We start from the raw sequence: 20,721 nt of genomic DNA, 5'->3' as shown, positions 1-20,721 counted from the left end.
GTGGTCAGTTTCCGGGTGATTCGACGTGGAAATGCCCAGGTCGAAGCGGGTTTTGACAAGCCGGAGGTCGCCATGTTCGCTCTCATCGCCGCAGTGCTGTTCGTGCTCGCGCTGATCTTCGAGATCGCCAACCTGGCCGTGGGCGGCGTGCTCACGGCCACCACCCTCACCACCGCCGGACTGCTCTGCGTCGCGCTGCACCTGATGGGGCTGGGGGCGACCTGGAAGCCCCTCAGGCGGTAGATCTCAAGGAGCCGCGTGCGGGGTCTCCCGTGCGCGACTCCGTCACGTCAGGGGCATTGCTCAGTTACGCCAACGCGAAGCGGACCTCGCGGGTGGCCGGGTCGGCCTGGGTCAGGCGTACCGAGACCTGCTCGCCCAGGGGGAGCGGGCCGTCGCAGCGGGCGATCACCGCCGGGTCGGCGATCTGGACCTGGCCGCCCTCGCGGCGCTCGTCGACGTCGATCACCATCGCGTCGAACGCCTGGCCGACGCGGTCGCGCAGCAGGAACGCCTCCACCAGGTCCACGCAGGCGCGCTCCACGGCGCCCGCGCGGCGGCCGGTCCCGGACATGATGTCCGGCAGGCCCGCCAGCGCCTCCGACACGTCCTGCGGCACCGGCTCGCCCGCGGCGATCGCCAGGCAGACCTCCGTCGCGTAGCGGTCGACCAGGCGCCGCAGCGGCGCCGTGACGTGCGCGTACGGCGCGGCCACCGCGGCGTGCTCGGCCAGCTTCGGCGGCTCCCCGTTGAAGGCCACGTAGCCGGCGCCGCGCAGCAGCACCCTCGACTCGTGCAGGAACGCCGCCTGCTGCGGGTTCTTCGGATCCAGGTCGTGGACCACGTCGCCGTAGGAGGCGCCGCCGGGCCACGGGACGCCCAGGGCGTCGGCCACCCGGCGTACCTTGTCCAGGTCGCCGGAGCGCGGCGCCGGCAGCACGCGCAGCACGCCGATCTCCGCGTCGAGCATCATCGAGGCCGCCGCCATGCCGGTGAGCAGGGAGATCTGCGCGTTCCACGCCTCGGCGGGCAGCGGCAGCCGGTATTCGAGCCGGTAGCCGTCGCCGTCCGGCACCACCTCCTGCTCCGGGGTGGGCAGGGTGACACCGCCGCGCTCGCGTTCGAGCTCCAGCCGCAGCCTGCCGATCTCGGCCAGCAGACCGAGCGTGCCGCCCGCGGTGTCGGTGTCGATCGCCGCCTGCACGTAGGCGTAGTCGAGGCGCTCGCGGCTGCGTACCAGGGCCCGCTGTACGTCGGCGCCGACCGTGCGGCCCTCCGCGTCCAGGTCGATCCGCCACACCGCGGCCGGGCGGGTCACGCCCGGCAGCAGGCTGGCCGCGTCCTCCGACAGCACCTTCGGGTGCAGCGGCACCTTGCTTGCGGGCAGGTAGACGGTCTCGCCCCGGGTGCGCGCTTCGGCGTCGATCGCGCCGCCCGGCCGCACGAACGCGCCGACGTCGGCGATCGCGTACCAGACGCGGTAGCCGCCGCGCAGCCGCTCCAGGTGGACGGCCTGGTCGAGGTCCATCGAGCCGAGCGGGTCGATGGTGACGAACGGCAGCTCCGTCATGTCCTTGCCGCCGAACCTGGGCACCGACGCCACCCAGTCGGCCTCGTCCAGCACGGCTCTCGGGAACTCGCCGGGCAGCCGCTGCTCCCGCCTGATCCGCTCGAACCCGTCGTCGAGGCGGGCGGGGACGTCGCTGGGTACCCGGATGTTCGTCACAAGGGCAACCTATCGTCACAAGCTCCTCGGCCCGCTCCATGTGCGTCATGCCAGGCGGGTCGCCGTGGGGGCTCGATGCGCGATCATGCCTTGCCGAGTGCCTCCAGCAGGCGGTTGAGGGGGGTGTCGAGGCCGTACTGGTCGGCTAGCCGTACGAGGGAGTCGGGGTCGTGGGGCTTCTGCGGGAGCGTCAGGTCGGTGTCGGGCAGCGGCGCGTCCGAGGCGACCGCCACCACGGCGGGGGCGACCCGCAGGTAGTCGCGGGCGGCGGCCAGCTTGGTGCGGCTGCCCGCCGGGAAGCCGTCCGTGGCGCCCGCGTCGAGGGCGTCGAGCAGCGCGCCGAGCGAGCCGAACCGGGTGATGAGCGCGGCCGCCGTCTTCTCGCCGACGCCCGCCACACCCGGCAGGCCGTCGCTGGGGTCGCCGCGCAGGGTCGCGAAGTCGGCATAGGTACGGCCGGGAATGCCGTACTTGTCCGTCACGAACGCCTCGTCGACCGTCTGCAGGTTGCGGATGCCCCGCACGGTGTAGAGGACGCGCACCGGACGGGCGTCGTCGACCAGCTGGAACAGGTCGCGGTCGCCCGTCACGATGTCGACCGCCCCGCCGGCGCGGTGGGTCAGCGTGCCGATCACGTCGTCGGCCTCGTAGCCGGGCGCCTCCAGCCGGGCGATGCCGAGCGCGTCGAGCACCTGCTCGATGACCGCGATCTGCGGCACCAGCGCGGCGGGCACCTCCTCGACGTCGCCGTGGGCGACCCGGTGCGCCTTGTACGTCGGGATGGCGGCCACCCGGAAGGCGGGGCGCCAGTCGGCGTCCATCGTGGCGACCAGCTCGGTGGGGGAGTGGTGGCGCACCAGGGTGGCGATCATGTCGATGAGGCCGCGCACCGCGTTCACCGGCGAGCCGTCGGGCGCGGTGATCGACTCCGGGATGCCGTAGAAGGCGCGGAAGTACAGCGACGGGGTGTCGAGAAGCATCAGCACCCGCCTATGGTCGCACTCCCGCAGGTCGGTCGCCCACTCCCGGCCCGGACTCCCCGCCCCGCTCAGCTCTCGCCCAGCCCTCCGCCCAGTCCCACCGCGAGGAGGCAGGCGTCGTCCTCCGGGTTGGGGCCGCCGATGTCGGCCAGCAGCCGGTCCAGCCCGGCGTCCAGGTCGCGGCCCGGCAGCTCGCCGGCGGCCGCCGTGGCCAGCGCCAGGCCCTCGTCGATGTCGCGGGTGCGCCGCTCCACCAGCCCGTCCGTGAACAGCAGCAGCACGTCCCCGTCGCGCAGCCGTGTGGTGGCCAGGCCGTACGGCTGGTCGGTGGCGCCGAGCAGGACGCCCTTCGGCTGGCCCAGCGGGCCCGCCACGCCGTCGCGGACCAGGATCGGTGCCAGGTTGCCCGCCTGGCTCCAGGTGAAGACGCGGCTCGCGGTGTCGAGGTGGCCGATCACCGCGGTCGCCGTGGTCTCGTGCAGCCGGTGCATGACCAGCTCGTTCAGCCAGGCCAGCAGCCGGTTCGGCGGCTCGCCGGTCATCGTCAGGCCGATGAGGGCATGGCGCAGCTGCGCCATGTGCGCGATGGCGGGCAGGCCGTGGCCCGAGACGTCGCCGATCGCCAGCAGCACCCGGCCGTCGGGCAGCGCCGCGGCCTCGAACCAGTCGCCGCCCAGGTTCGAGGTCTTCTCGGCCGGTACGTAGCGGACCGCGATCCGGGTGCACGGCAGGTCGAGGCAGCCGACCGGCTCGGGCAGGATGGCCTCGCGTAGCGCCAGCATCACGTGGCGCTCCTCGGCCGCCTTCTCGCGGGCCTCCAGCAACTGGCGGCGCGACTCCGACATGATGCGCTCGGCGCGGCGGCGGCCGGTGATGTCCTGGACCACGCCGTGCACGCCCTGCGGGCCGCCGGGCGCCATCAGCGGCTCCAGCACGACGCGTACGTTGCGCAGCTCGCCGCTCCGCCGGATGCGGAACTCGGCCTGCACCGGCTCCACGCCCTGCACGACGCTCCACAGGAGCTGGTCGAGCGCGCCCAGGTCGCCGGGCTCGACGTGCGCAGCCAGGTCGGGCAGGCGGATCGGGCCGTCCTCCGGGTCCCGACCGAAGATCAGGTAGACGTGGTCGGACCAGGTGGCCGTCCCGGTGTGGAGGTTCCATTCGGCCCAGCCCATGTTGCCGAGGCGTTCGGCGTGCGCCAGGCGTACGGCGAGCATCTCGGCGTCGCGCTCGGCCGCGGGCGGCTCCGCGAGGCGCTCGACCAGATCGGCCGCACTCATCGGGCGGCGCTGGTGGCTACCCCAGACGTCGACCATGAGCCTCTCTCTCGAACGCGGGTGGAAGGGGACAATTGACACCACAGTACGTGATCGTCCATGGGCGGAGTGTAGCCATGGCTTGCCGCGTTGTGAGAGCTTTTCGCGGATTTTAGGAGGAGCGGTCCGAGTAGATTGTGCCTGTGACGTCCTCAGACTTGTATCCCGTGTCCCGGCTGGCCGCCGTCCAGGAGGCCACCGCGAAGTCCGGCCTCGACGCCCTTTTGCTCACCCCTGGCCCCGACCTGCGCTATGTGAGCGGCTACGACGCCAAGCCGCTCGAACGGCTGACCTGCCTGGTGGTTCCCGCCGCCGGCGAGCCCTACATGATGGTGCCCCGGCTCGAGCTGCCCGCCGCGCAGGCCTCGCCCGCCTCACGGCTCGGCCTGGACTTCGTGGCCTGGGACGAGACCGACGACCCCTACCGCATCGCCGCCGCGCGGCTCGGCCGGGTGGCCAAGGTGGGGCTGGCCGACCGGATGTGGGCGATGGCGTCGCTGCGTTTCCGCGAGGCCATGCCGGAGACCGAGCAGACGCTGGCCGGGAGCGTGCTGCGCGAGCTGCGGATGCACAAGTCCCCGGCCGAGGTGGCGGCGCTGCGCGAGGCGGGGGAGGCGATCGACTCGGTGCACCGGCGGGTGCCGGAGTTCCTGCGGGCCGGGCGCACCGAGCGCGAGGTCGGCCGGGACATCGCCGAGGCGATCCTGGCCGCCGGGCACGAGACGGTCGACTTCGTCATCGTCGCCTCGGGTCCCAACGGCGCCAGCCCGCACCACGAGGTGTCGGACCGGGTCATCCAGGCGGGCGAGCCGGTCGTGGTCGACATCGGCGGGCAGTTCCACAGCGGCTACTGCTCCGACTCCACCCGTACGTACTCCGTCGGCGCCCCGCCGGCCGACTTCGCCGAGTACTACGAGGTGCTGCGCCGCGCCCAGGACGCCGCCTGCGCCGCCGTACGGCCGGGCGTGCCGTGCGAGTCGATCGACGCGGCGGCCCGCGACCTGATCGCCGAGGCGGGTTACGGCGACTACTTCATCCACCGCACCGGGCACGGGATCGGCGTGGAGACGCACGAGGAGCCGTACATCGTCTCCGGTAACGCCGAGCCGATGGAGCCGGGCTTCGCCTTCTCCGTCGAGCCGGGGATCTACCTGCCTGACCGGCATGGGGCGCGCATCGAGGACATCGTGGTGTGCACCGAGACCGGCGGCGAGCGGCTGAACGTCACCTCCCGCGAACTGGTGATCGTCTGACGCTCCCCTGACGTCTGCTCGCCGGACTCGTGACCAGGCCGGAGTCCGGCGGGCGTTCAAGGCCGCGATGACCGGACGACCGAAGGTAATCGGCGTGCCCTCGGCCGAGGTGACCCTGCCGGTCACGGGATGGCTCATGGCAAGGCCCCTTCAGCCCTCAGGGGTCGCCAGGCACAGAGCCGCCCAATGGTGACCGTCGAGGTCGGCGAACCCCCGCTGGTAGCGGCCCGCCACGTTCACCGGCTCGCCGACGGCGGTCGCACCCGCCGCCAGCGCCTTGTCGACCAGCTCGTCGACCTGTACGGGGTTGTCGAGGCCCAGAACCAAGATCACCTGTGTGCTCTTGGTCGGGTCGGCGACCTCCGTCCTGGCGTAAGAGGCGAACGTCGGCTCCGTCAGGAGCATGACCTGGGTCTGCTCACTGATCACCACGGACGCCATGTCATCGGTCGCCCCGAAGAAGGGGAAGCCGAGCTCGCCGAAGAACGTCTTCGACCGGTCCAGGTCCTTGACCGGCAGGTTGACGAACAGAGTGGTGGACATCGCTGGGTCCTTTCCTCAGCACCGCGTCTTGCGAACAACTTCAGTCCGCTGATCACGAGCCCGCGCTGCTTGCACCCTGGCGCCGTCCGATTGACTTTCCGTGCCAGGGCTTTCAGCCACCCTGTGCGAGGCGCGTGCGGCGATACTCGGCGGGCGGCAGCCCGTACGTGTGCCGGAACAAACGGGTGCTCGTAGTCGCCCGAGGTGTAGGCGTTGATCAGGCGCTCACCCGGCGCGTACACCGTCACCCAGTCCCCGTGATTGCTGAAGCACGCCCGGCCGAGTCCGTCCTCTCGCAGCGCGCCCACCGACACGATCACGTCGCCGGTGGCGTTCACCGCCTCCGCGGCGAACGCGGCCGGCCAGAAAGGCACGCTCTCGCCGTCGTTGCCGGCCGCGGCCACCAGCAGCGTCTCGGGGTGTACGGCCAGCTCGTCGATGAAGTCGGCCAGGCCGAGCAGCGCCTGGGCGTCGTTCGTCCTGGTGCCCGCCGACAGCGACAGGACGTCGGGCCAGCCGTGGGTGTCGAGTGTCTGCAGCAGGAGCAGGCCCAGCCGGTCCTCCTCGACCGCGCCGCCGTACGGGAAGCCGTTGTGGACGCGTACGTCCGTACTGGGTGCCACGCACCGCAGCACGCCCGCGATGAACGTGCCATGGCCGACCTACGGCTTGATGAAGCCGTCGGCGTCCACCTCCTCGGCCTGGGTGGTGACGTCGCCGTCGACCATCGGGATGTTCGGCTGGCCGGAGCTCTGCGCCAGCCACTGGTGGTCGAGGTAGTCGTGCACCAGCCCGGTGTCGATCACCGTGACGTGCGCGTTCTCACCCCTGTCGCGGCCCGCGATCGGCGGCTTGAGCGGCTCGCCGCTGGGCACCGGCTCGTCGCCCGGGCACAGGTTGACGCCCGAGACCGTGCAGCGTGCCCGGGATCTTGGCCTGCCTGAGCACGGCGAGGGCGCGGAAGACGTTCCGTGATCCGATGGACAGCCTGCGTATCGTGACCCGCCGCGCGTCCTGGTCCGCCGGCCAGACCACGCGGACCGGCTCCCCCGACGGGAGGCTCGCCTGAATGCCCTGGATGGCACGTTCCACGTCAGGCGCGCGTACCAGGACGTGCTCGGCGAGATAGGCGAACTCCGGCAGGACGTCGGAGTCCGGGGTCGCGCCCTACGGCCCGGCCACCGCCACCTTGTCCGCCGGCAGCGCCTCGTTGAGGATCTCGAGCTGCTCCCAGAAACGCATGTCGCGTCCGTTGCGTGGTGTGCTCATCTTTCGGGGCCTCCTCGATGGGTGACTCCGGGCCTGCCATGTATGAGCGGCGCACCCCCTTCCTGATACACGTGCCGCGTGGACGCCCGGATGACCCGCATCCACCATCGACTCCGTGTCTGGGGAAACGGCGAGGGATTCCCGGATTCCGGCTGATCCGCACGATGTGCTGGCCATGGGGTTCGCCCGCCCGCGACAGGCCATGACGGCCGCCACCGCCATGCTCGCCGCCGGCCGCGGGCCGTACGAGAGCTCGATAGCGCGTCAGGCGATCGGCATCCTGCGCCGCGAGTTCGGCGATCTCGACGCGGCGATCCGCGAGCTGCGGCAGGCGGTACGGCTGGCTCGCCGCTCCGGCTCGGCCGACCGCGAGGCCGACGTGCTGGCCACGCTCGGCATCGCGCTCCTCCAGCACGGCCGCACCAGGGCCGGCCTGTCCGCGCTCGACACGGCCGCCGCCCTCTCCCTCGGCACCACCCGGGCGCGGGTACTGTTCCGGCGGGCCGGCGCCCGCTGGATCCTCGGCCGGCACGGCGAGGCGCTCGACGACCTCGAGATCGCCGCCCCGGCGCTGCTCGGCGCCGGCGACACCGTCTGGGCGGCCCGCGCGCTGACCCTGCGCGGGCACGTCCGGCTAGCGCGCGGCTCGGTCGCCCTGGCCGAGGAGGATTTCCGGGTCGCGCAGCGGATGTTCGCCACCACCAGCCAGGAACACGACTCGGTCGTCGCCGTCCAGAACCGCGGCGTCGTCGCCTTCCGCGCGGGCGACCTGCCGCTCAGGCTGGACCTCCTCGACGAGGCCGACCGGGGCTTCCAGGCGCTCGGCACGCCCATGTTCGACCTGGCCGCCGACCGGTGCGCGGTGCTGCTGGCGGCCGGGCTCGCGCGCGACGCCCTGGCGCAGGCCGACGGGGCACTGCGGCACCTGGCCCGGCTGCGCGGGCAGGCGACCATGCGGGCCGAGCTGCTGCTCCTGGCCGCCAGGGCCGCGCTGCTGTCCGGCGATCCGGGTACGGCCCGCGCGCGGGCGGGGGAGGCGCGCACCCTGTTCGCCGGGCAGCGGCGCGCCTGGTGGGCGGCGCACGCCCAGCTCATCCTGATCCAGGCGGGCCTGGCAGAGGACACGGCCTCGTTCGAGGACGTGGTGCCTTCCGGGCCTACGGCCGGGGGCGCGGTGTCTTCCGTTCCTGTGGTCGGGCGGGAAGCCGGGCCTGCGGTGTCTTATGGGCCTGTGGTCGGGCGGGAGGTCGGGAGCGCGGTGCCTGCCGGGCCGGGCTGGCGCTGATCGAGGAGCACCGCCTCGCGTTCGGTTCGCCGGAGCTGCAGGCCCTGGCGACCGCGCACGGCGCCGCCGAGCTGGTCACGCTCGCCCAGCGGCACTGGCCGCGCGCGGGGCGGCCGCGGCGGTTGCTCGACTGGACAGAACGGTGGCGGGCGACCTCGCTGGCCGTGCCGCCCGTACGGCCGCCCGACGACCACTGGCTGCTCGCCCAGCTCGCCGCGCTGCGCGAGACCGACCACCTGCTCGGCCGGGCACGGTCCGCGGGCGCCTCGTCGGCGGCCACGCTGGAACGCGACCGGGACCGGCTGGAGGCACGGGTACGCGCCGCGACCCTGCGCGTGCGCGGCGCCGACGGCCGCGCTGACGGTTGCGGCGACGGCCGCGGTGACGATCGCGCTGATGGCCGCGACGACGGCCGCGAGGACGGTCGCGACGACGGGTCAGCTCCCGGCGGCGGACGGTTCCTGGTGGCGGTCGGCGGTGGAGAGCTCCTGGCGGCGATTGGTGGTGGCCGGCTGGAACGCGCCCTGTTGGGCCCGGTAGCGGACCGCCTGAGCGACGGACGCTCCGGCGGCGAACTAATCGTGGTGCCGCCGGCGACGTTGCACGGGGCGCCGTGGGGGTTGCTGCCCGCGCTGCGTCGCCGGGCCTTCAGCGTGGCGCCGTCGGCGGCGGCCTGGTTGCGCGCCAGGACGGTCGTCCCGCCCGCTGACGGGGGCGTGGTGCTCGTACGCGGCCCCGGCGTGGCGCACGCCGACGGCGAGGTGCGCTCCATCGCCGAGCTGTACGCCGAAGCCGCTGAGCCCGCCGCTGGGCGGGCCGTTGGGCAAGCCACTGAGCCCGCCACGGACTCCGCCGCTGAGCTCGCCGCCGAGCCCGCCGCTGGGCCCGATGCTGAGCCTGCCACTGAGTTCGCCGCAGGGTCCGCCACCGTGCGGGCGGCTAGGCGGGCCACTGCGCGGACGGCTGGGCCTGTCACTGTGCTGGTCGATGGGTCGGCGACGGCTCAGGGCGTGCTGGAGGCCATCGACGGCTGTCATCTCGCGCATCTGGCGGCGCACGGGACGTTCCGGGCCGACAGCCCTTCCTTCTCCTCGCTGCTGCTCGACGACGGTCCCCTCACCGTGTACGACCTCGAACGGCTGCGCCGCGCCCCCTACCGGCTCGTGCTGTCGAGCTGCGACTCCGGGCAGGTGGCCGCGGTGGGGGCCGACGAGGTGCTCGGGCCGGCCACCGCGCTTCTCCACCTCGGTACGGCCGGCATCGTCGCGAGTGTCGTCCCCGTGAACGACGCGGCCGCCGTACCCCTCATGGTGGCTCTGCACGACGGGTTACGGCGCGGGCTCGGCCTGGCGGAGGCGCTCAGCGAGGCCCGCGGTGACGACGTCTCGTTCATCGCGATCGGTGCGGGTTGAGGGGCGGGTTGAGGGCTCGCTGAGGGGCGGGCTGACAAGTGGCGGAAAGGGTGGCTGACAGAGCGGCCCGAACGGGGGATGCTGAACACGGTGGATGACATGGGGGTGACTGTGCGGGGTGACTGTGGGGGGTGGCGCGGCCGTGTCCTTGCGTTGATCAAAAGTTGGTGATCATGTGAGAATTCGCCAGTAGAGGCTGAATGCCGGTTTGGGGGGTCGTCGCCCATGATCCGCATGCCGATCGAGCGGCTCTAGGATGCCGGACGACGAGTTGAAAGAAGCGTACGAGCTGGGCGTGGCGTGCGCGCTCGCCGCGGAATGCGGCAGGGATCTACGTCGTTGCGCCCAGATGTACGGCGGGCTGTTCCCGCCGGCGGCCTTCGGCTCCGACTTCTACACCGCGCTGGCGCTGACCGGTGCCTTCAGCGCCCCCTGGGCCACGTCCGAAGCGCTCAAGATCGTCAACCGGACGTCGCTCTGGGTGTCGGCCGTCGACCGCCTCGTGGACCACACGACCACGACGCGTTCTCAGGTGGAGGCCCTGGTCCGCGATTGTCTGGCCGTGGCCGACGGCGCCGCGCCGCGGGCCGCGGTCACCCGTTTCCTGGCCGACCTGCGCGACGAGCTGGCGACGGTCAAGGAGTTCGAGAACCTGCACCCGCTCTGGCGGGACCAGCTGGCCGGCATGTTCGACGCGATGGCCAGGGCGTGGGTGTGGCGCGACACCCGGGCCGTCCCCACCTTCGCCCGATACCTGGACAACGCCGACAGCCGGGGGTCCTGCTTCGTGGACCTGTCGCACTGGATCTACGCGGGCGACGAGTGGGCCAGGCGCCATCTGGAGGAACTGCGGGGCGTCAGCGCGCACGTACAGCGCTACCTGCACCTGCTGGGCGACCTCGCCTCCTACCGCAGGGACGTCAGCTGGGGCGACCTGAACGTGCTGATGCTCGGCGTCAGCCGTACCGAGGTCACGGACGCGATGGGGGAGCTGGCCCGCGAGGCGCTGGAGCTGCTCAAGCCGGTACGCGAACGCAGTCCGCGCACGGCCGCCTACCTGCGGCGACAGATCGGGTTCAACGCCGGTTTGTACGGTATTTCCGGCTAGGCCCTCTGAAGCCGTTACGGTCTCGCAACCTCCCATGACAAGGGCCTTTACCCTCGGGTGACCCGCAGCCGAATAAGTGGTCTAGATACGACAAACCGTGACATATTGATTCCTGGGGATGATTGCGGCTTGAGTGGAATATGAGGCGTTGCTAGGGTGTCTCGATGCCAGGCTCGTGGTTCGACCTTTTCTCTGCGCCTTGACAGGTTCCACTGACCACGGCTCCTCAGGGCGGATTTGTGCATGCGCGGCACGGCCGCGGAGGGATGTACAGGCGGTGCTGGATGGACTTCGGTCGCTCTGATCGATGGCGGTTGCCGACCGCGATCAAGATTCTGATCGCGGGCGGATTCGGCGTGGGCAAGACCACCATGGTGGGCGCGGTCTCCGAGACCCGTCCCCTCCGTACGGAAGAAGCGCTGACGCATATCGGCGTGGACATCGACGATCTTTCGGGTGTCGAGGCCAAGCCGACCACCACCGTGGCGATGGACTTCGGCCGGATCACGATCCGCGACGACTACATGCTGTACCTGTTCGGCACGCCCGGCCAGGAACGGTTCTGGTTCGTCTGGGACGAGCTGGCGATGGGCGCGCTCGGGGCGGTGGTCCTGGCCGACACCCGGCGGCTGGCCGACTCCTTCCCGGCCATCGACTACTTCGAGCGGCGCGGGCAGCCGTTCGTGGTGGCGCTCAACTGCTTCGACGGCGCCCGCCCCTTCACGGTCGGCGAGGTACGGATGGCGCTCGGCCTCGAACCGGAGATCCCGATCGTGCGCTGCGACGCCCGCAGGAAGGATTCCGGCCGGGAAGTGCTCATCACGCTGGTCGAGCACGCCATGCGCCAGGGAGCCACCCCGGTCGGGACCATGTCGTGACCATCACCGGCTAACCTTTGACCGATGGAGGAGATCGACCGCCAGATCGTCACGCTGCTCGCCAAGGACGGCAGGATGAGCTTCACCGATCTGGCCAGAGAGACCGGGCTCTCGGTCTCGGCGGTGCACCAGCGGGTGCGGCGGCTGGAGAAGCGCGGAGTCGTGCGCGGCTATGCCGCGATCATCGACCATGACGCGATCGGGCTGCCGATGACCGCGTTCGTGTCCATCAAGCCGATCGACCCCGCCGCCCCCGACGACGCGCCCGAGCGGCTGGCCCACCTGGCCGAGATCGAGGCGTGCCACAGCGTGGCGGGTGACGAGAGCTACATCCTCAAGGTGCGCGTCGCCACGCCGCTGGCGCTGGAGGAGCTGCTGCAGCACATCCGCGCGTCGGCGAACGTCTCCACGCGCACCACCGTCGTGCTGAGCACCCCCTACGAGCACCGGCCGCCCGAGGTGGCGGGCGACGGCGCCGACGGGCCGGCGCCCACGCCGGCTTCCCCTGCCTGACGACAGCCCCCCTGCTTGACGACAGTTCCCTTGCCTGGCGACGGGGCGGCGGCCCTGAGCGGGCTCGTCCTGTTCGACGGCGGGTCACCGCCGTAGCCTGGCCATACCTCCCACTGTTCGGCATTGCCGAACTGCGCTACGGTGTGGGCGTGGGAGAGACCATCCAGTCCGTCGAACGGGCCGCCGGCATCCTGAGGCTGCTCGCCTCCGGTCCGCGCGAGCTGGGCGTGGCCGAGCTGGCCCGCGCGATGGGCCTGCCCAAGGGCACCCTGCACGGCATCCTGCGCACGCTCGTCCATGTCGGCTTCGTCGAGCAGGACGCCGCCACCGGCCGCTACCGGCTCGGCGGCACGCTGCTCCACCTGGGCAGCAGTTACCTCGACGTCAACGTGCTGCGGACCCGCTCGCTCAACTGGGCCGACGCGCTGGCCGGGCGCAGCAGGGAGAGCGTGTGGATCGGCACCGCGCACGAGGGCGGCGTCCTGGTGGTCCACCACGTGTTCAGGCCCGACGACAGCATGCAGGTCCTTCAGGTCGGCACGCTGCTGCCCGCGCACGCGACCGCGCTGGGCAAGGTCCTCATGGCGTACGACCCCTACGGCGACCCGGGCGCGGCATTCCACGCACCGTCCGCCCCGGAACCCGCGGCAGCGCCCGCCCCGGAACCCGCGGCAGGGCCCGGCACGGCATCCGCCACAGCTGCCGGCACGCCGTCTCTCGCGGCTCTCGGCGCGGCGGCAGGTGGGGAGCCCGCCGCCGAGGGGGTGTTGGCCGCCTTCACCCCCAGGACCCTCACCAGCGCCGACGACCTGGCCAAGGAGCTGGAGCTGGTCCGCGGCCGTGGATGGGCCTACGACGTGGAGGAACTCGTCGAGGGCGAGGTCTCCATAGCCGCTCCCATCCGGGACGCGCGCGGCGTCACCGTCGGCGCCATCGGCGTCAGGGGCGCGGTCGAGCGGCTGGCCGAGGCCGGCGAGCCGAACATCACGATCGTCTCGTACGTCCGCGACGCCGCCCGCGCCATCACCCGCGACCTGAGCCGGTGACGTGTTGACACGCCCGGCCCGACCACAGCTAGGATTTGGCAACCGTTCGGCAATGCCGAACGCACCGAAGTGAGGAAGCCGTGCCTGGACCACATTACGTCGCCGCCATCGACCAGGGCACCACGTCGAGCAGGTGCATGGTGTTCGACCAGGACGGCCGGATCGTCTCGGTGGCGCAGCGGGAGCACCGGCAGATCTTCCCCCGGCCCGGCTGGGTCGAGCACGACGCCGCCGAGATCTGGGACGCGGTCCAGGGCGTGGTGGCCGAGGCCGTCACCGGCAGCGGCATCGACTTCGGCCAGCTCGTCGCCCTCGGCATCACCAACCAGCGCGAGACCACCGTCCTGTGGGACCGCCACACCGGGCGGCCCGTGGCCAACGCGATCGTCTGGCAGGACACCCGTACCGACGCCCTGGTCCGGTCCCTGGCCGGGCACGAGCAGCTGTTCCGCGAGCGGGCCGGGCTGCCGCTGGCCACCTACTTCGCCGGACCGAAGATCCGGTGGCTGCTCGACGAGACCCCCGGGCTGCGGGAGCGGGCCGAGCGCGGTGACGTGCTGTTCGGCACGGTCGACAGCTGGCTGATCTGGGGGCTCACCGGCCGCCACGTCACCGACGTCACCAACGCCAGCCGTACGATGCTGATGAACGTCCGCACCCTGAGCTGGGACGACGAGCTGCTCGCCGCGCTCGGCGTGCCGCGCGCGATGCTGCCGGAGATCCGCCCCTCCGCCGAGGTCTACGGCACCACCGGCGACGGCGTGCCGGTGGCGGCGGCGCTGGGGGACCAGCAGGCGGCCCTGTTCGGCCAGACGTGCTTCGGCCCGGGTGAGACCAAGAGCACCTACGGCTCCGGCAGCTTCCTGCTGATGAACACCGGCACCGAGCCCGTCTCCTCCAAGCACGGGCTGCTCACCACGGTCGGCTATCAGATCGGCGACGCCCCCGCCACGTACGCGCTGGAGGGCTCCATCGCCGTCACCGGCTCGCTCGTGCAGTGGCTGCGCGACAACCTCGGCCTGATCTCCAGCGCCGCCGAGATCGAGACCCTCGCGGGCACCGTCGAGGACAACGGCGGCTGCTACTTCGTCCCCGCCTTCTCTGGCCTGTTCGCCCCGCACTGGCGCTCCGACGCGCGCGGGGTCATCGCGGGGCTGACCGGGTTCGTCACCAAGGGGCACATCGCGCGGGCCGTGCTGGAGGCGACCGCCTGGCAGACGCGCGAGGTGGTCGACGCGATGAACGCCGACGCCGGCCTCGCGCTCACCTCACTGCGCGCCGACGGCGGCATGACCGCCAACAACCTGCTCATGCAGATCCTGGCCGACGTGCTCGCGGTGCCGGTGGTACGCCCGATGGTGTCGGAGACCACCTGCCTGGGCGCCGCCTACGCGGCCGGGCTGGCCACCGGCTACTGGCCCGATACCGACAGCCTGCGGGCCAACTGGCACAAGGCGGCCGAATGGCGGCCGAAGATCGGCCAGGACGTCCGCGATCGCGAATACCGCAACTGGCGCAAGGCCATCGACCGCAGCCTCGACTGGAGCACGCCATGACCACGACCGCCTCCCGCGCCGAGACCCGCGAGGAGCTGTCCAGAGGCACCTACGACCTGCTGGTCATCGGCGGCGGCATCCTCGGGACCTCCGTCACCTGGATGGCCGCCCAGGCGGGCCTGCGGGTCGCCATGGTCGACGGCGGCGACTTCGCCGGGGCCACCTCCAGCGCCTCCTCCAAGCTCGTCCACGGCGGCCTGCGCTACCTGCAGACGGGCAACGTCAAGCTGGTCGCCGAGAACCACCGCGAACGCCGGGCGCTGGCCGGCGACATCGCCCCCCACCTGGTCAAGCCGCTCTCCTTCGTGGTGCCGGTCTACCGGGGCGGCCCGCACGGCGCCGCCAAGCTGGGCGCGGGGGTGTTCCTCTACTCGGCGCTGTCGGTGTTCGGCGACGGGCTCGGCCGGGTCATCACCCCGCACCAGGCGCTGGCCAGGGTGCCCGCGCTCCGCTCCGAGGGGCTGCGCGCCGCCGCCGTCTACGGCGACCACCAGATGAACGACAGCCGGGTCGCGGTGATGACCGTGCGCGCCGCCGTCGACGCGGGCGCGGTCGTGCTCAACCACGCCGAGGTCGTCGGCCTGCGCGAGAGCGGCGGCACGGTCTCGGGAGCGGAGCTGCGCGACCGGCTCGACGGTACGGAGTTCGGCGTCGGGGCCGGCCTCGTGCTGAACGCCACCGGCCCCTGGGTGGACCACCTGCGGCGCATGGAGGACCCCGGGGCCGCGCCGAGCATCCGCCTGTCGAAGGGCGCCCACCTGGTGATGCGCCGCCACGAGCCGTGGAAGGCGGCCCTGACCACGCCGATCGACAAATACCGCGTGTCCTTCGCCATCCCGTGGGAGGACCACCTGCTGCTCGGCACCACCGACGAGGCATACGAGGGCGACCCCGCCGACGTGCGCGCCACCGACGCCGACCTGGCCCAGATCCTCGACGAGGCCGGGCACGCCGTACGCGACTCACAACTGCGGCGCGAGGACATCACCTACGCCTTCGCCGGGCTGCGCGTGCTGCCGGGCGGCCCCGGTGGCGTGTCGTCGGCCAAGCGGGAGACGGTGCTCAGCCGGGGCAAGGGCGGCATGCTGTCGGTGGCAGGCGGCAAGTGGACCACCTACCGGCACATCGGCAAGCTCGTCCTGGACATGCTCGCCCACCTGCCGGGCCACCCGCTCGGCGACGACCTCGCGGCCATCCTGCCCGCCATGCCGCTGCCCGGCCTGGCCAGCCCGGACGCGGTCGCGATGCGCCTGTGGACCGACCGCGAGCCCGGCACCCGGATGGACCCGCTGGTGGCCCGCCATCTCGCCTCGCACTACGGCTCGATCGCGTTCGACCTGGCCAGGCTCATCCGCGACACGCCCGCGCTGGGCGAGCGGATCCATCCGGACGGGCCGGACATCTGGGCGCAGGCGGTCTACGCGCGCGACCACGAGTGGGCGGCGACGGTCGACGACGTCGTACGGCGCCGCACCACCCTCACGGTCCGCGGCCTCGACACCCCGGAAGTCCGCACCCGCGTCGAGACGCTCCTCACCGGCGGCCCGGTTCCCGCCTCCTGACCACCGCCGCGTCCTGATCACCGTCAGGGCCCGTCACCGCAGGGGCCCGTCACCGCAGGGGCCCGTCGCTCCCAAGGCCCGCTCCCGAGGTCCGTCAGGTCTGTTCGTAGCGGGCGCGCAGGCGGGTCTTGGCCAGGTCCGTCGCGCCCAGGTGCTCCAGGCCGTCGAGGGCGGCCCCGACGATCGGCGGGACGTCGGCGACCACCAGCTTGGCCCGCGGCGCCCTGGCGGCGAAGGAGGCGTCCAGGAGGGCCGTCAGGAGCGGGTCGCGGGCCCGGAGGATGCCGCCGCCCAGCACCACCTCCGTGGGCGTCTCCAGCAGGTCCAGGCGGCGCAGGCAGACCTCGGCCAGCACGGTGATCTCCTCCGCCTGGCGTTCCACCAGCGATCTGGCGATCGGGTCGCCCGCCGCGGCCGTGGCGAAGACGCCCGGCGTCAGCTCGTGCAGGCGGTCTTCATCCAGGCGGCCGAAGTGGAACTCCAGGATCAGCTCCTCGACCGTGCGCACGCCGAAGTGCCGCGTGCACAGCTGCGCCAGCGCGGTCGCCGGACCGCGACCGTCCTCGGCGCGGGCGGCGTGCCACAGCGCCTCCTCCGCGACGCCCTGGCCGCCGCCCCAGTCGCCGCTGAGGCGCCCGAGCGCGGGGAAGCGGGCCACCTCGCCGGTGGGGGAGACGCCGACCGCGTTGATGCCCGCGCCGCACACCACGGCCACACCCCAGGAGTTCGAGGCGCCCGCCCGGAGCAGGGCGAAGGTGTCGTTGCGGACGGAGATGTCCGGCCCGAAGCCCCGGCGGGCGAACTCGCGGGCCAGCGCCTCCTCCTCGACCGGCAGATCGGCCCCCGCCAGATAGGCCGCCACATGGTCGAACCGGCCCACTACGACGGGCCGATCGGGGTAGTGGCCAGAGGAACGGCCCGGGGAGTGGCCAGAGGAACGGCCCGGGGAGTGGCCAGAGGAACGGTCCGGCGCGTGGCCCGGGCCGGGGAGGCCGTCCGGCGGCAGCTGCGCGAGCGCCTGACGTACCGCCTCCTCCACCGCGTCCAGCGCCGCCGGAACGCCGTCGCTCTGCGGCGCGAACGGGCCCGCGCGGCCGGTGGCCAGCACGTCGCCGTCCTCCGTGACCAGCGCCACGTCGGTCTTGCTGTTGCCGCCGTCGACCGCGAGGACGAGCCTGCGGTGCTCCACTACCTCACCTGGCCAGAGCGAGTCGTCCACGGCAGGTACGCGTGGTTGGCGTCCAGCAGCAGGCCGGTCAGCTCCTCAGCGGTCGCGTCCTGCCCGATCAGGGGATGGGCCAGCAGGGCGTTACGCACCCGGTCGGCGCCGCCGTGCCGGGCCGCCTCCAGGGCGAGCGTCTCATAGGCGGACACGTGCGCGATCAGCCCCGCGTACAGCGGCTCGACCGGCGGCACCGGCAGCGGCGCGGCCCCGGTGGCGGTGACGTGCGCGGGCACCTCGATCACCGTCTCGTCCGCCAGGAAGGGCAGCGTGCCGTGGTTGCGGACGTTCACCACATGGGTGCCGGGGCGGTCGCCGAGCAGCGAGGCGATCAGCGCGACCGCCGCCTCGGAGTAGTAGGCGCCGCCGCGCTCGCCCAGCAGCGCCGGCTTCTCGACGACCGACGGGTCGGCGTACATCTCCAGCAGCTTCGTCTCCATCGCCGCGACCTCGGCCGCGCGCGACGGCTTGGCCCGCTGCTCCTCCACCACCGCGTCGTGATCGTAGAAATAGCGCAAATAGTACGACGGCACCACACCGAGCCGGCGGAGCAGCTCGGGGCGCAGCGCCAGGCCGTCGGCCAGCGCCTCCGCGCGCTCGGCCAGTAGCGACGGCAGCACGTCCTCGCCGTCCAGGTACACGGCCCGTACCCAGGTCAGGTGATTCAGCCCCACGTGGCCGAGCGAGATCCGCGACGGCGGCACGCCCAGGAGGGCGGCGACGTGGCGCTGGAAGCCGATCGCCACGTTGCACAGCCCGATCGCCCGGTGCCCGGCGTCCAGGAGCGCGCGGGTGACGATGCCGACCGGGTTGGTGAAGTCGACGATCCAGGCCTCCGGCGCGTGCGTACGCACCTTCTCGGCGATCTCCAGCACGACCGGCACCGTGCGCAGCGCCTTGGCCAGCCCGCCCGCGCCGGTCGTCTCCTGCCCCACGCAGCCGCAGCGCAGCGGCAGCGTCTCATCCACGTCGCGCGCCGCCTGCCCGCCCACGCGCAGCTGGAACAGCACGACCTGGGCCCCCGAGACCCCCTCCTCGACGGAGGAGGTGGCCAGCACCCGGGCCGGATGTCCGGCATGTGCCAGCATGCGGCGCGCCATCCCAGAAACCACCTCAAGTCGCGATAAATCGGGATCTATGAGTGCGATTTCCGTGACCGGCAGCTCGTCGCGGAGCCGCGCGAACCCGTCGATCAGCTCGGGCGTGTACGTCGAGCCGCCCCCCACCACGGCCAGTTTCAACCCTTCACTCCTGTCAATGTCACGCCCTCGATGAAGACCTTCTGGGCGAAGAAGAACACGATGATCACCGGTGCCATGACGAGCAGCGTCGCCGCCATGGTCAGGTTCCACTGCACGCTGTGCAGCGCCTTGAACGAGGCCAGCCCCACCGACAGGGTCCAGCTGTCGAGGTTGGTGGAGGCGTACAGCAGCGGCCCGTAGTAATCGTTCCAGCAATAGAAGAACTGGAACAGCGCCACCGCCGCGATGCCCGGCCTGGCCATCGGCAGGATCACCCGGATGAGCGTCCTGAAGTCGGTGCAGCCGTCCACCCGCGCCGCGTCGGTGTACTCGCGCGGGATCGAGAGCAGGAACTGCCGCAGCAGGAAAATCGAGAACGCGTCCCCGAGCAGCATCGGCAGGATCAGCGGCAGCAGCGTCCCGGTCAGGTCCAGCCGCGCCCAGATCAGATAGATCGGCACCGCGACCACCTGGGGCGGCAGCATCATCATGGTAATGACCAGCAGGAACGCCAGCCTGCGCCCGGGAAAGCGGAACCGGGCCAGCGCGTAGGCCACCGGGATCGACGACACCAGCGTGAACAGCGTGCCGGTCAGCGCGTAGATCATCGTGTTGCGCAGCCACAGCAGGATCGGCGACTTGGCGAACACCTCGCCGAAGTTGCCCCAGTTCCAGCTGTGCGGCCACAGCTCGTCGGTGAGCGTCTGGTTGTCGCTCATCACCGCCGTCAGCAGGACGAAGACCAGCGGCCCGATGAACGCGATCCCCAGCGCGAGGGCCGCCGCGTGCGTGGCGATCCAGTACAGCACCCTCCTGGTACGGCCATTCCGCGCCCGGGCGCGCCGCCCGGCGGCCCGCGAGGGGGGCGCCACCAGCGTGGCGGTCATTCGGCCACCTCCTCGAACCCGCGGAACTGGCGCAGCAGGACCAGCGTGAACACCATCGACGCCGCGAACAGCACCAGCGCCAGCACGCAGGCGTAGCCCATCGCGTAGTCGCGGAAGCCCGTCTGGAACAGCCACTGCGGCAGCGTCAGCGTCGACATCTCCGGATAGCCGGGCACGAACGAGGTGCCCGGCGCGTCGGTGACCCCCGCCGCGACCCGGGAGGCGATCATCGCCTGGGTGAAGTACTGCAGCGTGTAAATGACCCCCGTCACCGCCGAGAACATCAGCACGGGACGGATCGTCGGCAGCGTGATGCTGCGGAACTGCCGCCACGCCCCGGCGCCGTCGATGGCGGCCGCCTCGTACAGATGCTTGGGCACGTCCAGCAGCGCCGCCAGGAAGATCACCATGACGTTGCCGACGCCCCACATGGCCAGCAAGGTCAGCCCCGGCTTCGACCAGTCCTTGTCGCCGAACCAGTCGGGCCCGGAGATCCCTGCCAGCGCGAGGATCCGGTTGACCGGCCCGGTGGCCGGGTTCAGCAGGAAGACGAACGCCACCGTCCCCGCCGTCACCGGCACCAGCGACGGCAGGTAGAACAGCGTGCGGAAGAACCCCACGCCGGACTTCAGCTTGGTGACCAGCTGCGCCACGCCCAGGGCGAACAGCACCTGGGCGGGCACCATGACGACCACCAGCCAGGCCGTGTTGCCGATCGAGAGCCAGGCCCGCTCGTCCTGCAGGAAGTAGCGGTAGTTGGCCAGGCCGTTGAACTTCAGCGAGAACAGGTCGTAGTTGAAGAAAGAGAAGTAGACGGTCGCCAGCAGCGGGTAGGCGAAGAACACCCCGAAGCCCACCAGCCACGGCGACAGCCACAGCAGGGCACGGAACCCCTCCCGGCGCCTGAGCGGTACGGCCGCCACC

Annotated in this window: 20 protein-coding genes; 10 read left to right on the top strand and 10 right to left on the bottom strand. The window is 72.1% G+C overall.

Translation table 11 applies throughout. From position 1 onward, the window contains the following. Nucleotides 1–72: 72 nt before the first annotated feature. The gene (locus LDL49_RS12975; RefSeq protein WP_225291252.1) at nt 73–243 is read left to right on the top strand and encodes a hypothetical protein; all 171 of its coding nucleotides are present in this window, start codon (nt 73–75) and stop codon (nt 241–243) included. 64 nt (nt 244–307) lie between these two features. On the opposite strand, the gene LDL49_RS12970 is transcribed toward LDL49_RS12975, so the two are convergent. From LDL49_RS12970 to LDL49_RS12960, 3 genes are all read right to left on the bottom strand, one after another. Continuing rightward, nucleotides 308–1,726 carry an RNB domain-containing ribonuclease gene (locus LDL49_RS12970; RefSeq protein ID WP_225291251.1) on the bottom strand — a complete coding sequence of 473 codons (1,419 nt, stop codon included), beginning with the start codon at nt 1,724–1,726 and terminating at the stop codon, nt 308–310. Nucleotides 1,727–1,809: 83 nt separating this feature from the next. After that, entirely contained in the window at nt 1,810–2,706 is an 897-nt protein-coding gene (locus tag LDL49_RS12965) for a 5'-3' exonuclease (RefSeq protein ID WP_225291440.1), read from the bottom strand. Between the two features lie 68 nt (nt 2,707–2,774). Next, on the bottom strand, nt 2,775–4,022 hold the full coding sequence (locus tag LDL49_RS12960; protein WP_225291250.1) for a PP2C family protein-serine/threonine phosphatase: 1,248 nt from the start codon (nt 4,020–4,022) through the stop codon (nt 2,775–2,777). Between the two features lie 143 nt (nt 4,023–4,165). Between LDL49_RS12960 and LDL49_RS12955 the strand changes: the two genes are divergently transcribed. Next, nucleotides 4,166–5,275 (top strand): M24 family metallopeptidase, encoded by a 1,110-nt coding sequence (locus LDL49_RS12955; RefSeq protein ID WP_225291249.1) that lies wholly within the window; start codon nt 4,166–4,168, stop codon nt 5,273–5,275. A 150-nt stretch (nt 5,276–5,425) separates the two neighbouring features. Here the strand turns inward: LDL49_RS12955 and LDL49_RS12950 are convergent, their stop codons facing one another. Genes LDL49_RS12950 through LDL49_RS12940 form a run of 3 tightly spaced genes read right to left on the bottom strand, consistent with a single transcriptional unit; the run spans nt 5,426 to nt 6,693 of the window. Further along, entirely contained in the window at nt 5,426–5,818 is a 393-nt protein-coding gene (locus LDL49_RS12950; RefSeq protein WP_372470357.1) for a VOC family protein, read from the bottom strand. After that, nucleotides 5,701–6,441, bottom strand: coding sequence for a S8/S53 family peptidase (locus LDL49_RS12945; protein ID WP_225291247.1), 741 nt, complete (start codon nt 6,439–6,441; stop codon nt 5,701–5,703). The genes LDL49_RS12950 and LDL49_RS12945 overlap by 118 nt, the downstream gene beginning before the upstream one ends. A 39-nt stretch (nt 6,442–6,480) precedes the next feature. Continuing rightward, nucleotides 6,481–6,693, bottom strand: coding sequence for a hypothetical protein (locus LDL49_RS12940; protein WP_225291246.1), 213 nt, complete (start codon nt 6,691–6,693; stop codon nt 6,481–6,483). A 509-nt stretch (nt 6,694–7,202) separates the two neighbouring features. Between LDL49_RS12940 and LDL49_RS12935 the strand changes: the two genes are divergently transcribed. The 8 genes from LDL49_RS12935 to LDL49_RS12900 all read left to right on the top strand — a co-directional run bounded on the left by LDL49_RS12935 (nt 7,203) and on the right by LDL49_RS12900 (nt 16,447). Further along, nucleotides 7,203–8,372, top strand: a complete 1,170-nt coding sequence (locus LDL49_RS12935) for a tetratricopeptide repeat protein (RefSeq protein ID WP_225291245.1) — start codon at nt 7,203–7,205, stop codon at nt 8,370–8,372. Nucleotides 8,373–8,494: 122 nt separating this feature from the next. Next, nucleotides 8,495–9,784, top strand: coding sequence for a CHAT domain-containing protein (locus LDL49_RS12930; RefSeq protein ID WP_225291244.1), 1,290 nt, complete (start codon nt 8,495–8,497; stop codon nt 9,782–9,784). 271 nt (nt 9,785–10,055) lie between these two features. Continuing rightward, the gene (locus LDL49_RS12925; protein WP_225291243.1) at nt 10,056–10,892 is read left to right on the top strand and encodes a terpene synthase family protein; all 837 of its coding nucleotides are present in this window, start codon (nt 10,056–10,058) and stop codon (nt 10,890–10,892) included. A gap of 284 nt (nt 10,893–11,176) precedes the next feature. Then, complete coding sequence (locus LDL49_RS12920) at nt 11,177–11,770, top strand: GTP-binding protein (protein WP_225291242.1); 594 nt, start codon at nt 11,177–11,179, stop codon at nt 11,768–11,770. Between the two features lie 24 nt (nt 11,771–11,794). Beyond that, nucleotides 11,795–12,283 (top strand): Lrp/AsnC family transcriptional regulator, encoded by a 489-nt coding sequence (locus tag LDL49_RS12915; protein ID WP_225291241.1) that lies wholly within the window; start codon nt 11,795–11,797, stop codon nt 12,281–12,283. Nucleotides 12,284–12,432: 149 nt separating this feature from the next. Then, nucleotides 12,433–13,329 carry an IclR family transcriptional regulator gene (locus LDL49_RS12910; RefSeq protein ID WP_225291240.1) on the top strand — a complete coding sequence of 299 codons (897 nt, stop codon included), beginning with the start codon at nt 12,433–12,435 and terminating at the stop codon, nt 13,327–13,329. Between the two features lie 80 nt (nt 13,330–13,409). Then, on the top strand, nt 13,410–14,885 hold the full coding sequence (glpK, locus tag LDL49_RS12905) for a glycerol kinase GlpK (RefSeq protein WP_225291239.1): 1,476 nt from the start codon (nt 13,410–13,412) through the stop codon (nt 14,883–14,885). After that, the gene (locus LDL49_RS12900) at nt 14,882–16,447 is read left to right on the top strand and encodes a glycerol-3-phosphate dehydrogenase/oxidase (RefSeq protein WP_225291238.1); all 1,566 of its coding nucleotides are present in this window, start codon (nt 14,882–14,884) and stop codon (nt 16,445–16,447) included. Before glpK ends, LDL49_RS12900 begins: the two co-directional genes overlap by 4 nt. Before the next feature lie 94 nt (nt 16,448–16,541). Here LDL49_RS12900 and LDL49_RS12895 read toward each other — a convergent pair whose 3' ends face one another. The 4 genes from LDL49_RS12895 to LDL49_RS12880 are packed head-to-tail and all read right to left on the bottom strand — an operon-like array spanning nt 16,542 to nt 20,720. After that, entirely contained in the window at nt 16,542–17,636 is a 1,095-nt protein-coding gene (locus LDL49_RS12895) for an N-acetylglucosamine kinase (RefSeq protein ID WP_225291237.1), read from the bottom strand. Further along, nucleotides 17,636–18,910, bottom strand: a complete 1,275-nt coding sequence (locus LDL49_RS12890) for a 6-phospho-beta-glucosidase (protein ID WP_225291236.1) — start codon at nt 18,908–18,910, stop codon at nt 17,636–17,638. The genes LDL49_RS12895 and LDL49_RS12890 overlap by 1 nt, the downstream gene beginning before the upstream one ends. Then, nucleotides 18,907–19,797: a carbohydrate ABC transporter permease gene (locus LDL49_RS12885; protein WP_225291235.1), complete on the bottom strand. Its 891-nt coding sequence runs from the start codon at nt 19,795–19,797 to the stop codon at nt 18,907–18,909. The genes LDL49_RS12890 and LDL49_RS12885 overlap by 4 nt, the downstream gene beginning before the upstream one ends. Continuing rightward, nucleotides 19,794–20,720, bottom strand: coding sequence for a carbohydrate ABC transporter permease (locus LDL49_RS12880; protein ID WP_225291234.1), 927 nt, complete (start codon nt 20,718–20,720; stop codon nt 19,794–19,796). Before LDL49_RS12880 ends, LDL49_RS12885 begins: the two co-directional genes overlap by 4 nt. Nucleotide 20,721 lies beyond the last annotated feature (1 nt).

It is taken from the genome of Nonomuraea aurantiaca (assembly GCF_020215705.1).
In the GTDB taxonomy this organism is placed as follows: Bacteria; Actinomycetota; Actinomycetes; order Streptosporangiales; family Streptosporangiaceae; genus Nonomuraea; species Nonomuraea aurantiaca.
The sequence above is the reverse complement of the archived record's forward strand: the minus strand, read 5'-3'. Positions and strand labels throughout refer to the sequence as shown.